Source organism: Nonomuraea thailandensis, assembly GCF_024172165.1.
In the GTDB taxonomy this organism is placed as follows: domain Bacteria; phylum Actinomycetota; class Actinomycetes; order Streptosporangiales; family Streptosporangiaceae; genus Nonomuraea; species Nonomuraea thailandensis.
This window is the reverse complement of sequence record NZ_JAMZEB010000002.1, coordinates 4,417,763-4,430,953: the sequence shown is the minus strand read 5'-3', so window position 1 is coordinate 4,430,953 and position 13,191 is coordinate 4,417,763. Positions and strand designations below refer to the sequence as shown.

10 protein-coding genes are annotated in these 13,191 nt (G+C 72.1%); 9 read left to right on the top strand and 1 reads right to left on the bottom strand.

Features of this window, described 5'->3' with window-relative positions; translation table 11 throughout:
* Positions 1–3: 3 nt before the first annotated feature.
* The 9 genes from HD597_RS23905 to HD597_RS23865 are packed head-to-tail and all read left to right on the top strand — an operon-like array spanning position 4 to position 9,997.
* Positions 4–1,767 carry a non-ribosomal peptide synthetase gene (locus HD597_RS23905; RefSeq protein ID WP_253744925.1) on the top strand — a complete coding sequence of 588 codons (1,764 nt, stop codon included), beginning with the start codon at positions 4–6 and terminating at the stop codon, positions 1,765–1,767.
* Between the two features lie 10 nt (positions 1,768–1,777).
* Complete coding sequence (locus HD597_RS23900) at positions 1,778–1,990, top strand: MbtH family protein (RefSeq protein ID WP_253744924.1); 213 nt, start codon at positions 1,778–1,780, stop codon at positions 1,988–1,990.
* Between the two features lie 3 nt (positions 1,991–1,993).
* Positions 1,994–3,061 (top strand): 4-hydroxyphenylpyruvate dioxygenase, encoded by a 1,068-nt coding sequence (hppD, locus tag HD597_RS23895; protein WP_253744923.1) that lies wholly within the window; start codon positions 1,994–1,996, stop codon positions 3,059–3,061.
* Entirely contained in the window at positions 3,058–4,425 is a 1,368-nt protein-coding gene (locus HD597_RS23890) for a condensation domain-containing protein (RefSeq protein WP_253744922.1), read from the top strand. The genes hppD and HD597_RS23890 overlap by 4 nt, the downstream gene beginning before the upstream one ends.
* Before the next feature lie 5 nt (positions 4,426–4,430).
* A complete protein-coding gene (locus tag HD597_RS23885) occupies positions 4,431–5,783 on the top strand; it encodes a nucleotide disphospho-sugar-binding domain-containing protein (protein WP_253744921.1) in 1,353 nt (450 codons plus the stop codon).
* 33 nt (positions 5,784–5,816) lie between these two features.
* On the top strand, positions 5,817–6,800 hold the full coding sequence (rfbB, locus tag HD597_RS23880; RefSeq protein WP_253744920.1) for a dTDP-glucose 4,6-dehydratase: 984 nt from the start codon (positions 5,817–5,819) through the stop codon (positions 6,798–6,800).
* 18 nt (positions 6,801–6,818) lie between these two features.
* Positions 6,819–8,090 carry a class I SAM-dependent methyltransferase gene (locus HD597_RS23875; protein ID WP_253744919.1) on the top strand — a complete coding sequence of 424 codons (1,272 nt, stop codon included), beginning with the start codon at positions 6,819–6,821 and terminating at the stop codon, positions 8,088–8,090.
* Positions 8,091–8,102: 12 nt separating this feature from the next.
* Positions 8,103–8,843 (top strand): class I SAM-dependent methyltransferase, encoded by a 741-nt coding sequence (locus HD597_RS23870; RefSeq protein ID WP_253744918.1) that lies wholly within the window; start codon positions 8,103–8,105, stop codon positions 8,841–8,843.
* Positions 8,843–9,997: an aminotransferase class I/II-fold pyridoxal phosphate-dependent enzyme gene (locus tag HD597_RS23865; RefSeq protein ID WP_253744917.1), complete on the top strand. Its 1,155-nt coding sequence runs from the start codon at positions 8,843–8,845 to the stop codon at positions 9,995–9,997. The genes HD597_RS23870 and HD597_RS23865 overlap by 1 nt, the downstream gene beginning before the upstream one ends.
* Positions 9,998–10,000: 3 nt before the next feature.
* Here HD597_RS23865 and HD597_RS23860 read toward each other — a convergent pair whose 3' ends face one another.
* Positions 10,001–13,030, bottom strand: a complete 3,030-nt coding sequence (locus HD597_RS23860; protein WP_253744916.1) for an AfsR/SARP family transcriptional regulator — start codon at positions 13,028–13,030, stop codon at positions 10,001–10,003.
* Positions 13,031–13,191 lie beyond the last annotated feature (161 nt).

Sequence of the window (13,191 nt, the reverse complement as noted above, 5' to 3'; positions counted from 1 at the left end):
CTGATGGTGCCGACATCTGTTCATGGACACCTCGCCGAGCAGGCCGCGCGCACGCCGGACGCGATCGCCGTGTCCGGCGGCCCCGCCACCCTGACCTACCGGGAGCTCGACGAGCGGGCCAACCGCCTGGCCCACCGCCTGCGCGGCCTCGGCGTGGGGCCGGAGACGCCGGTCGCGGTCCTGATGGAGCGCTCGGCCGAGCTCGTCGTGGCGCTGCTCGGGATCCTCAAGGCGGGCGGCTGCTACCTGCCCGTGCACAGCGCCTACCCGCCCGACCGGCAGCAGTGGATCCTCGACTCCTCGGGCGCCCCCGTGCTGCTCGCCGACCGCGCCAAGGCCGGCGCCGGCCTGCCGTTCGCGCCCCGGACGCTCGTCCTGGACGAGCCGGCCGAGCGCGCGGAGACGGACGCGCAGCCGTCCTCGGCCCCCGCCGGCGACGCCCAGCCGGACAACCTGGCCTACGTCATCTACACCTCGGGCTCGACCGGACGCCCCAAGGGCGTGGCCGTCACCCACGGCGACGTGCTCGGCCTGGCGCTCGACCGGTGCTGGGACACCGGCAACCACGAGCGCGTGCTCATGGTCGCCCCGTACGCCTTCAACGTCTCGACGTACGAGCTGTGGGTGCCGCTGCTGCACGGCGGCCGGATCGTCGCCGCGCCGCCCGGCGAGCTGGACCTGGCCGTCCTGAAGGAGCTGGTGACCCGCGAGGAGATCACCGCCCTGCACCTGACCGCCGGGCTCTTCCGCGTCGTGGCGGAGGAGGGCCCCGGCTGGCTGGCCGGCGTGCGCGAGGTGCTCACCGGCGGCGACGTGATCGTCCCGTCCGCGGTGCGGCAGGTGCACGCCGCCTGCCCGGACACGGTGGTCCGCGCGATGTACGGCGCCACGGAGGTCACCCTGTTCTCGACCACCGCCGAGCTGCGCGCGGGCGCCGCCCCGGCCGCGAGCGTGCCGGTCGGCGGGCCGATGGACGAGGTCAGGCTGTACGTCCTCGACGACCGCCTCAGCCCCGTCCCCGGCGACCTGGAGGGCGAGCTCTACATCGGCGGCAGGGGCGTGGCCCGCGGCTACTTCGGCCGCGCCGACCTGACCGCCGAGCGTTTCGTCGCCGACCCGTTCGCCGGCTCCGGCGGGCGCATGTACCGGACGGGCGACCTGGTCCGGCGGAACGGCGACGGGCAGATCGAGTTCATCGGGCGGGCCGGCGACCAGGTCAAGATCCTCGGCTTCCGCGTGGAGCTGGCCGAGGTGGAGGCCGCGGTCGCGAGCTTCCCCGGCCTCGCCCACGCCGCCGTGGTCGCCCGCGAGCTGCGCGAGGGCGAGAAACGCCTGGTCGCCTACGTGGTGCCGGCCGGCGAGCCGCCCGCCGTGGGCACGCTGCGCGCGCACGTCAAGACCATGCTGCCCGACTACATGGTGCCCGCGGCGTTCGTGCTGCTGGACGCGCTGCCGCTGACCGCCAACGGCAAGGTGGACCGCGCGTCGCTGCCCGACCCCGAGCCGGACACGGAGACCGCCTACCGGGCGCCGCTCAACCCCCGCCAGGAGGTCCTGTGCTCGGTGTTCGCCGACGTGTTCGGCGTCGACCAGATCGGGATCGACGACAGCATCTTCGACCTCGACGTGCAGTCGCTGCTGGCGATGCGGCTGGTCAACCGCATCTCCACGACGCTGGACGTCGAGCTCACCATCGGGGACCTGTTCGACGCCCCCACCGTGGCCAGCCTGGACGAATGGCTCGAGTCCGCCGTGACCGGCCAGTGAGAGAGCTGAGATGGACAATCCTTTCGACGACCAGGACACGACCTTCCGCGTGCTGGTCAACCACGAGGGCCAGCACTGCCTGTGGCCGGCGTTCGCCGACGTGCCCGACGGGTGGCAGAGCGCGTACGGGCCCGCGGGCCGCTCGTCCTGCGTCGAGTACGTCACGGCGCACTGGACCGACCTGCGCCCGCACAGCCTCGTCGCCCGGATGGAGGCGCGATAGCCCATGACGAAGGACGACCTGCGCCTGGACCACATCGGTTTCCACGTCACCGACCTGGCGGCGGAGGCGGGCCGGCTGAGCCGCGGCTACGGCCTCGAACCCTACGCCGAGTCCACCGCCTGGGGCTGCCGCTCCGTGGCCGTGGGCGCCGGCCTGGTCAGGTTCGTGCTCACCCAGCCCACCGCCGGTGACCACCCGGGCGCCGCCTACCTCGGCAGGCACGGCGACGGCGTGGCCGACGTCGCGCTCGGCGTCGCCGACGCCACCGCCGCCTTCCGGAGCGCGGTCAACCGGGGCGCCAGGCCGGTGTCCCCGCCGTGCGCCCGCGACGGCTTCGTCACCGCCACCGTCCAGGGCGTCGGCGACCTGGTGCACACGTTCGTGCAGCGCCCCGAGAGCCTGGACGAGCGCGCCCTGCCCGGCTTCACCCCCACACCCGCGACGGCGGGCGGGCTCGACGCGGGCCTGGCCGAGGTGGACCACCTGGCCGTGTGCGTGCCGTCCGGCGAGCTCGGCGCGACCGTGGACTTCTACCGGCACGTCCTGGACTTCCAGCTCATCTTCGCCGAGCGCATCACCGTCGGCGATCAGGCCATGACGACCGAGGTCGTCAAGAGCGGGTCGGTGACGCTCACGCTCATCGAGCCGGACGCCTCCAAGGAGCCCGGCCACATCGACGAGTTCCTCGCCGCCCACGGCGGCGCGGGCGTGCAGCACCTGGCGATGAGCACCGCCGACATCACCGCCGCCGTGGACACGACCGGCGCCGGGGGAGTGGAGTTCCTGCCCACCCCCGCCGCCTACTACGACCTGCTCCCCGACCGGGTGCGGCCCGTGAAGTACCCGCTGCCGGAGCTGCGGCGGCGCAGCATCCTCGTCGACGAGGACCACGACGGCCAGCTCTACCAGATCTTCGCCCGCTCCGCGCACCCGCGCGGCACCTTCTTCTTCGAGCTCATCGAGCGGCTGGGAGCACGCTCCTTCGGCAGCGGCAACATCGCCGCGCTCTACCAGGCCGTGGAGCTCCAGCGCGCCAACCACCGCGACGCCCGTACGGAGGCGGCAGCATGACCACTTCCCTGTCCACCTCGGCACCGCCCACCACCCATCACCCGCTGTCGTTCACCCAGCAGTTCCTGCGCCTGTTCGACCAGGGTGACGGCCAGGGCCCCTTCAGCGCCCGCTACAACATCGTCGTGGGCTGGCGGGTCCGCGGCCGGCTCGACGTCGAGACGCTGCACCAGGCGATCAACGAGGTCGCCGCCAAGCACGACTCGCTCAACGCCACGATCACCAGGGGCGACGGCGTGGCCCACCAGACCGTTCAGCCGCCCTCGCCCGCCCGGCTGCTCGTGGTCGACCTGCCGCGGGCGGCGCAGGAGTACCGCGGGCGCAAGGCCGAGGAGCTGCTGACCGAGATCGAGTCCGGCTCCTACAGCCTCCAGGAGCTGCCTCACCTGCGCGCGGTCCTGGGCCGCTACGACGACGAGGACGCGGTGCTCGCGCTGATCGTGCACCACACCGCCGGCGACGGCTGGTCCATGCAGTTGCTCATCCGCGACATCGTCACCTGCTACGCCCGCAGGCGAGGCCACGACGTGCCCGAGCAGCCCGCCGCCCGGCCGTACCACGAGTACGCCGCCTGGCAGCAGGAGAACGCCGGCTCCGCCGGCGCCGTGGCCGCCCGCGGCTACTGGCGCAAGAAGCTGCGCGGCGCGCGCATGCTGTCGGTCAGGACCGACCACGCCAGGTCGGAGGGGCTGGGCAAGGTCTGCCCGGTGTACCGGTTCACGCTGACCAAGGAGCTGTCGGAGGAGGCGCTGGCCTTCGCCAAGCGCAACCGCAGCTCCCCCTTCATGGTGCTGCTGGCCGCCTACAACGTGCTGCTGCACCGCCTCACCGGCGCCACCGACCTGGTCATCCCGGCCATCACCTCCGGCCGGGGGCAGCCGGAGTTCCAGGACACCGTCGGGCCGTTCTTCAACTTCCTGCCGCTGCGCACCGACATCACCGGCTGCGAGACCTTCCGGCAGGTGGTCGACAGGACCAGGGGCACCTGCGTCGAGGCGTACGCGCGGGAGATCCCGTTCCTGCAGATCGCCGCCGAGTCGCCGGAGCTGATGGCCGACGCGGCGCTGGAGGACAGGGCGCTGTGCGCGCTGCAGGTCTGGCAGTTCGCCACCGTCATGGAGGGCGAGCGGATCGGCGACCTGGTGGTGGAGGAGGTGCGCGGGCGGCTGTTCTCCCAGCCCAACGGCACCGACATCCCGGACGGCGCGCTGCTCACCTTCGACATCGACCCCTCGGGCGAGATCTACGGCAACTTCGCCTACAACAGCAACCTGTTCACCGAGAGCTCGATCATGTCGATGGTGGCGGAGTTCTCCGGCATCCTCCGCTACGGCGTCGCCGCGCCCGACTCCCCGATGGAGTGATCGCGATGCGCGTCATGTTCACCGTCTTCCCCGCGCCGGCCCACTTCCTGCCCGTCGTGCCCTACGCGTGGGCGCTGCAGGCCGCCGGGCACCAGGTCTGCGTGGCCGCGCCGCCGGGCATCGCGACGGGGGTGGCCGTGCCCGACTTCCACCGGGCGGTCACCGCCGCCGGGCTGACGGCGGTGTCGTGCGGCGAGCCCGAGCGGCTGTCGGTGCACGACCGCGGCTACCCGGGCTTCGCCGGCCTCATCCCCACGATCGAGGAGAGCGAGCGGCTGGTGGCCGCGCTCGGGATCAGCGAGGCGGAACGCGCGCCCTGGGATGTCTTCCACCACTTCGCGCTGCTCACCATGCGCAACTACCACCCGCCCGTGCCGCGGCAGGACATCACGGCCGTCGTCGAGTTCGCCCGGGAGTGGCGGCCCGACCTGGTGCTGTGGGACCCGTGGTTCCCCTGCGGCGCGGTGGCGGCCCGCGCCTGCGGCGCCGCCCACGCCCGCATCCTGCACTCGCCCGACTACACCGCCTGGGCCACGGAGAAGTTCGCCGGGACCGGCGAGCGCAACCCGCTCGCCCGCGTCATCGAGCCGCTGGCGGAGCGGTACGGCCAGCAGGTCGACGAGGAGCTGCTGCTCGGCCACTGGACCGTGGACCCGTTCCCGGCCGGCATGCGCCTGCCCACCGGCGTCACGCGGCTGCCCGTCAGGTACGTCCCCTACACCGGCGGCGGCCTCATGGAGGACTGGCTGCGCCGGCCGCCGTCCCGGCCCCGGGTCGCGCTGTCGCTCGGCGTGTCCATGCGGGCGTTCTTCAAGGGCGACTGGGGCCGCCTGGCCAAGCTGATGGAGGCCGTGGCCGGGCCGGACATCGAGGTGATCGCCACGCTCGACGCCAACCAGCTCCTCGACCTGCGCGAACCGCTGCCGGACAACGTGCGCGTGCTGGAGTACGTGCCGCTCGACCAGCTCCTGCCGACCTGCTCGGCGATCATCCATCACGGCTCCATCGGCACGTTCGTGGCGGCGTCCGCCGCCGGGGTGCCGCAGCTCGTCTGCGACACCGACGAGCCGAGCCGCATCGTCGGCACACCCGTCGAGGACGGCATCGACTGGGACCTGAAGTGCCAGAAGCAGCTCACCGCGGGCCGCACCTCCCGGTACGTGACCGAGCGCGGCGCGGGCGTCCGCCTGAACCACCAGACGCAGTCCGCCTCGCAGATCCGCGAGGAGCTGCGCCGCGTGCTCGGCGACCCCTCCTTCCAGAAGGGCGCGCAGGACATCCAGGAGGACTGGCTGGCCACGCCCAGCCCCACCGACATCGTCGCCGACCTGGAGCGGTTGACCGCCGCCGCCAGGTGACCGCGACTTCCCACACCCCAGAGGAGACCGACAGTGCGGATCCTGGTCACCGGCGGTGCCGGTTTCATCGGCTCGGAGTTCGTCAGAGCGACGCTGCGCGACGCGCCGGGCACCCGGGTCACCGTCCTGGACAAGCTCACCTACTCCGGCAACCTGGCCAACCTCGACCCCGTCGCCGGCCACCCCGGGCTGCGCTTCGTCCACGGCGACACCGCCGACCCGCTCGTGGTCGACGAGGTGACGGCGGGGCAGGACGCGATCGTGCACTTCGCCGCCGAGACGCACGTCGACAGGTCGATCATCAGCGCCACCGACTTCGTGCGCACCAACGTGCTCGGCACACAGACGCTGCTGGAGGCGGCGCTGCGGCACGGCGTCGGCCGGTTCGTGCACGTCTCCACCGACGAGGTGTACGGCTCCATCGAGCGCGGCTCGTGGACCGAGGAGTCGCCGCTGGCGCCCAACGTGCCCTACGCGGCGTCCAAGGCGGGCTCCGACCTGCTGGCCCTGGCCTTCCACCGGACGCTCGGCCTGGACGTGGTCGTCACCCGGTGCACCAACAACTACGGCCAGTACCAGTTCCCGGAGAAAGTGATCCCCCTGTTCGTCACCAACCTGCTCGAAGGCCGCCCGGTGCCGTTGTACGGCGACGGCGACAACCGGCGCGACTGGCTGCACGTCTCCGACCACTGCAGGGCCATCCGCCTGGTGCTCGAACGCGGCCGCGCCGGCGAGGTCTACCACATCGGCGGCGGCTGCGAGCTGACCAACCTGGAGCTGACCGCCCTGCTGCTCGACGCGTGCGGCGCGGACTGGGACCTGGTCCAGCACGTGCCCGACCGCCCAGGCCACGACCTGCGCTACTCCCTGGACATCGCCAAGATCCAGCGGGAGCTGGGCTACGCGCCCGCGGTCGCGTTCGCCGACGGGCTGGCCGCGACCGTCGAGTGGTACAGCAACAACCGGTCCTGGTGGGAGCCGCTGAAGCACCGCGAGCTCGCGGCCGCCATCCGCTGAAGATCACTAGGAGTAGTCATGCAGGACATCGTCCGACGGCTCGACACCTGCCGGGTCTGCGGCGGGGACGACTGGCTGGAGGTCACCTCCTTCGGCCCGGTGCCGCTCGCCAACGGCTTCCTCGACCCCGGCGACCTGCCCGCGCACGAGCCCGCCTACCCGGTGGACGTGATCGTGTGCCGCGGCTGCAGGCTCATGGCGATCAGGCATGTGATCGAGCCCGGCGTGCTGTTCCGCCACTACGTGTACGTCACCTCCGAATCCGACCAGATGATCGACCACATGCGCCGCATCGTCGGGTGGTGCGAGCGCCGCGCCGGGCTCGCCCCCGGCGACCTGGTGGTCGAGCTCGGCAGCAACGTCGGCCTCCAGCTCGCGATGTTCCAGGAGCGCGGTCAGCGGGTGGTGGGCGTGGACCCGGCCGAGAACCTGGCCGCGATCGCCAACGCGCGCGGCGTCAGGACGCTGCCCGAGTTCTTCGGCGGCGAGCAGGGCAGGCGCGTGGCGGCCGAGCAAGGCCAGGCCAAGCTGGTCCTGGGCCGCCAGTGCTTCGCGCACATCGACGACGTGCACAACGTGCTCGACGGGGTGACGGCGGTGCTGGCGCCCGACGGCGTGCTGGCGATCGAGGTGCCCTACCTGGTGGACCTGCTGCAGGAGAACCAGTTCGACACGATCTACCACGAGCACCTGTCGTACTACTCGGTCCACACGCTGGGCCGCCTGTTCGAGTCGCACGGCCTGCGGCTGATCGACGTCGAGCGCGCCGCCGTGCACGGCGGCTCCGTCGTGGTCTTCGCCGCCAGGGCCGACGCGGAACGCGCGCCGGAGCAGGTCGTCGCGCGGCTGCACTCCCTGGAACGGCAGCTCGGCCTGGAGGACGACGAGGTCTACCTGGACTTCGCCGCCCGCGCCCATGAGGTGATCGGGCAGGTGCGCGACCTGGTGCGCGGCCTGGCCGCCGAGGGCAAGGTCGTCGCCGGGTACGGCGCGCCGTCCAAGGGCACCACGCTGCTGCAGTTCTGCGGCCTCGGGCCGGAGGACCTGCTCTTCTGCAGCGACACCACCAGCCTCAAACACGGCAGGCTGCTGCCGGGCACCCGCATCCCGGTGCTCTCGCCCGAGCAGGCGCGTGCCGAGCAGCCCGACTACTACCTCCTGCTGGCGTGGAACTACGCCGCGGAGATCCTGTCCAAGGAGGAGGACTTCCTGCGGCGGGGCGGGCGGTTCATCATCCCCATCCCGCAGCCGAGAGTCGTCGCGGCACAGCCGGCAGCGGCAGTGGCCTGAAGGGAGCTCGCCATGGAGTACGGATCCGAGCACGCCGAGTACTACGACCTGATCTTCCGCAGCCGCGGCAAGGACTTCGAGGGCGAGGCGCAGGATCTCGCGAAGATCGTCCGCGCCCGCGCGCCCCGCGCGGCGTCCCTGCTGGACGTGGCCTGCGGCACGGGCGCGCACATGGAGACGTTCGTCAAGCTCTTCGACCACGTCGAGGGCCTGGAGCTGTCCCCGGACATGCGGTCGGTGGCCGCGGGGCGGCTGCCCGGCGTCCCCGTGCACCCCGGCGACATGCGCGACTTCGACCTCGGCCGTGTCTTCGACGCCGTCACCTGCATGGGCAACGCCGTCGGCGAGCTGGGCTCGCCCGAGGAGCTGCGGGCGGCGATCGGCACGATGGCCGCGCACCTGGCGCCGGGCGGCGTGCTGGTCGTCGAGCCGTGGTACTTCCCCGACAACTTCCTCGACGGCCACGTCGGCGGGCACCTGCTGGTCGAGGAGGAGCGCGTCGTCTCCCGGATGACGCACTCGCGCCGCGAGGGCGGCAAGAGCCGGCTGGAGGTGCGCTTCAGGATCGCCGACTCCTCCGGTTTCAGGGACTTCTGCGAGGTGCTGCACTCCAGCCTGTTCACCCGCGAGCAGTACATGGCGGCCTTCGAGGCGGCCGGCTGCCGCACCGAGTTCCTGCCCGGCTTCAGGCTCGCCGGCGGCCGCCCCAACAGCCCGGGACTCTTCGTCGGCATGCTCGACGGGGTGGCGTGATGGCGTCCTGGGAGACGCTGGTCGTCGGGCGGCCCAACGTGGGCGAGCGCGAGCGGCTGATGCGGCGGCTCGACGGCGTGCTCGACCGGCTCTGGCTGACCAACAACGGCCCGCTGGTGCGCGAGTTCGAGGAACGCATCGCCAGGGTGGCCGGCACCAGGCACGCGGTGGCCACCTGCAACGCCACCACGGGCATCCAGATCGCCGCCAGGGCCGCCGGCATCAGGCCCGGCGACGAGGTCATCGTCCCCTCCTTCACCTGGGTCGCCACGGCCCACGCGCTGGAGTGGATCGGCATCGTCCCGGTCTTCTGCGACGTGGACGAGGCCACCGCCAACGCCGACCCCGAGCACGTCGCCCGGCTGATCGGGCCGAGGACCCGCGGCATCCTGGCGGTGCACGTCTTCGGCCGGCCGTGCGAGGTGGACGAGCTGACGCGGCTCGCCGACGAGCACGGCCTGGTCCTGCTGTTCGACGCCGCGCACGCGCTCGGCTGCACCTACCGGGGCAAGCCGGTCGGCGGGTTCGGCACGGCGGAGATCTTCAGCTTCCACGCCACCAAGTTCGTCAACAGCGTCGAGGGCGGCGTGATCGTCACCGACGACGACGCCTACGCCGCCCGGGTCAGGGCCCTGCGCAACCAGGGCATCGACCCGGCCGGCCGGATCGCCGGGCCCGGCACGGTCGCCAGGATGAACGAGTTCTGCGCGGCCATGGGCCTGACCTCGCTCGACGCCATCGACACGATCGTCACGGCCAACCGCCGCAACCACGCCGTCTACGAGGAGCACCTGGCCGGCGTTCCGGGGGTGACGGTGCGCGGGCAGCTGCCCGGCGAGCGCGCCAACCACCAGTACCTCGTGATCGAGGTGGAGCAGGCGCGGGCCGGGATCTCCCGCGAGACCGTGCTGGAGGACCTGCTCAGGTACGACGTCCACGCCCGGCGCTACTTCTCGCCGATCTGCCACCAGGTCGAGCCGTACCGCTCCGCGCCCGAGCGGCACGTCCCGCTGCCGCTGCCGCGGGCCGAGGCGCTGGCGAGCAGGGTACTCTCGCTGCCCACCGGCCCCACCGTGGAGCCGGACGACGTGGCGGCGATCTGCCGGGTCATCAGGGACTCGGTCTCCCGCGCGGGGCGCCGCCTCGTCGCGTGACGGTCAGAGCGTGGGCCCGGTGGTCGGCAGCATCATCGGCCCCGCCCGGTTGTTGACCGACGACAGGTGCTCCAGCACCAGCTTGCCCGTCCTGTCGTCCACGTGCTCGACCAGCTCCATCACGCGGGTCACGGCCCGGTCGGAGGCGGTCGTGTCGCCGATCGACCAGAGCGCGTCGCTCAGCTTGATCAGCGTGCGCGCCTCCAGCAGCGGGATCCGCGTCTGGCGGTACAGCAGGGCGGCCTTGCGCAGGTGTTCGACACCGTCGCGGGGCCGGTCGGTGGCCAGGGCCAGCTCGCCGAGCCCCGCCAGGGCGTGCGCCTCGGCGAGCTTGTGACGCGACCGCCTGGCCAGCGTCAGCGCCTTGTCCAGCAGGGCGTCGGCGTCGGCCAGGCGGCCGCGCCGCACGTTGGCGACGCCGAGCCCGTGCAGGGCGTAGGCCTCGCCCGTGGTGTCGCCGATCTCCTGCACGATGGTGAGCGACTCCTCGAAGGCCCCCGCCGCCAGGCCGAACTCGTTGGCCTGCAGATGGATGCGCCCCATCCGGTGCAGCACCTGCGAGACGATGCGCCTGCTGCCGCCGTCGCGCCCGCGGACGAGCGCCTCGGCCAGCAGGACCTTGGCCTCGTCGATGTCGCCGCACTCGGCCCTGATCGCCGCCAGGTTCTGCAGCGTGATCGCCGCCTCCAGCTGGTCGCCGATGTCGTTGAAGATGGCCAGCGCCTGCTCCAGGTGGTGCATCGCCTCGTGCAGCTGGCCGTCGATCCGCTTGAGGAAGGCCAGGTTGCGGGTGGACCTGGCGACCAGGGGCACGTCGCCGATGCGCTCGAAGATGGCCAGGGCGGCCTCGAAGTCGCGCCTGGCGTCGTCGAAACGCTGCTCGGTCTGGGCCAGCGAGGCGCGCACGATCAGCATCTCCGCCTGGCCGCGCTCGTCGTGACCCTGCCGGGCGGCGTCCAGGGCGATCTCGTGCGTCTCGCGCCAGTCGTCGAGGTAGCCGCGCAGCTCGAAGAAGGGCTCCGCGTTCCTGGCCATGCGCCAGCACAGCTCGATCAGGCCGGCCTGGGCGGCCTGCCGGATGCCGGAGACGAGCAGGTGGCGCTCGCGCTCGAACCAGGCGATCGGGTTGGAGACCAGCCTGTCCACCAGCGCGTCGGGCAGCCAGGCAGCGATCTCGGCCCGCTTCTTGCGCGCCTGGTCGGAGGAACCGTACTCGCGGTCGTGGGCCGCCATCAGCAGGGTGTGCAGCGCGTGCACCACGCGTGTCAGCGCCGCGCTGCGCTCGGCCGGGTCCTCCTCGGCGGCCAGGCGCTCGCGGGCGTACACCCGGATGAGGTCGTGGAAGCGGTACTGGACCCTGGAGGCGCCGCCGGTGCCGATGACCTCCACCAGGTGGGCGTCGGCCAGGTCGTCGAACAGGTCCTGCGCGGTGGTCAGCGGCTCGGCGAGCACCGCGGCGCCCGCCCAGGCGGAGAAGACGGGCGAGTCGAGCAGGGCCAGCCGCCTGAACAGGCAGCGGGCCGGCGCGCTGATGTTCTCGTAGGTCAGCGACAGGCTGGCCCTGATGCCCATGTCGCCGTGGCTGAGCTCGTCGAGCCTGCGGGCCTCGTCCCTCAGCCGGTCCACGAGATGGTCCACGCCCCAGTGCATCCTGACGGCCAGCCGCGCGCCCGCGATGCGCAGCGCCAGCGGCAGGCAGCAGCAGAGCTCGGCCAGCGCGGCGGCGGACTCGGGCTCGGACAGCACCCGGTCCTCGCCCGCGATGTGCGACAGCAGCTCGACGGCGTGCGAGACGTCGAACTCGGCCACGCTCACCTGGGTCGTGCCGGCCAGCCCGCCGAGCCGGTGACGGCTGGTCACGATCACCGCCGACGGCGGGTTGCCCGGCATCAGCGGCAGCACCTGGCTCTCCGACTCGGCGTCGTCGAGCACGATCAGCACCTTGCGGTCGGCCAGCAGCATGCGGAACATCTCCGCCCGCTCCACCACCGTCTCGGGCAGCTCGGAGCCGCGCACGCCGAACGCGCGCAGGAAGCGGTCGAGCACCTGCATGGGGCTGACCGGCCTGGCCAGCGCGCCGTGCAGGTTGGCGAACAGCTGGCCGTCGGGGAAGTGCTCGGCGATGGTGTGCGCCGCGTGGATCGCGATGGTCGTCTTGCCGATGCCCGGACGCCCCGCGATGGCGACGATGGGCACGGCGAAGCGCGCGTCGCCGTCGAGCGGCATGGTCAGCCGCCTGCTGATCCGCTCGATCTGGTCGTGCCTGCCGACGAAGTCGGCGATGTCGGCGGGCAGCATGCGCGGCACCGTGGAGATGGGCGTGGCCGCGACCGGCTCGGGTGCCGCCACCGCCGGCGGGCTGGGCGCGGCGAGGCTGTCGTCGGCGCCGAGGATGGCGGCCTCCAGCTGCTGGAGCCGCTCGTTCGGCTCGATGCCCAGCTCGTCGACCATGCTGCGCCTGGCGTCGCGGAAGATCTGGAGCGACTCGGCCTGCCTGCCCGAGCGGTACAGCGCGGTCATGAGCTGGGCGATCAGCCCTTCGCGCAGCGGGTTCTCCTTGACGAGCCGGCTGAGCTCGCCGACCAGCTCCTGGTGGCGGCCCAGGTCCAGCTCCAGCTGCACGCACTCCTCGTTGGCGGTGATCCGCTGCTCGGTGAGCCAGCTCGCCAGCGCCTGCACATATCTGCTCTCGATGCCGTCCAGCGCGGGCCCGCGCCACAGCGCGAGCGCGCTGCGGAAATGGCTGATCGCCTCTTCCGCGTGCTTCTGGTCACGTGCCTTGCGCGCCCTGCCGACGAGATTGTCGAAACGGTGCGCGTCGATGGATTCCGTCGGGGCGCGTAACGTGTATCCCTGCCGCGTGGTGACGATCATCTCGGGGTGACCGTCTTTGTTGATCAGCCGGCGCAGCGCGGAAATGCAGATCTGCACCTGGGCGCGCGCGGTCGCGGGCGGCTCGTCGTCGTAGATCGCCTCTACCAGGCGATCAAGCGTGACCGAGCGATTGGCGTTGAGCAGCAGGACCGCGAGCACGATTTGTTGTCGCGCTCCGCCAGGGCCGAGTTGCCGACCGTTCGCGGATACTTCGAGGGCCCCCAGTACACGAAATTCCACGCATATCTCCTCGAAGAGATTGTCCGCAACGGTTGCCGTTCTGACGTGCGTGGTCCGAAATTCTCACGATAAATGTAAGA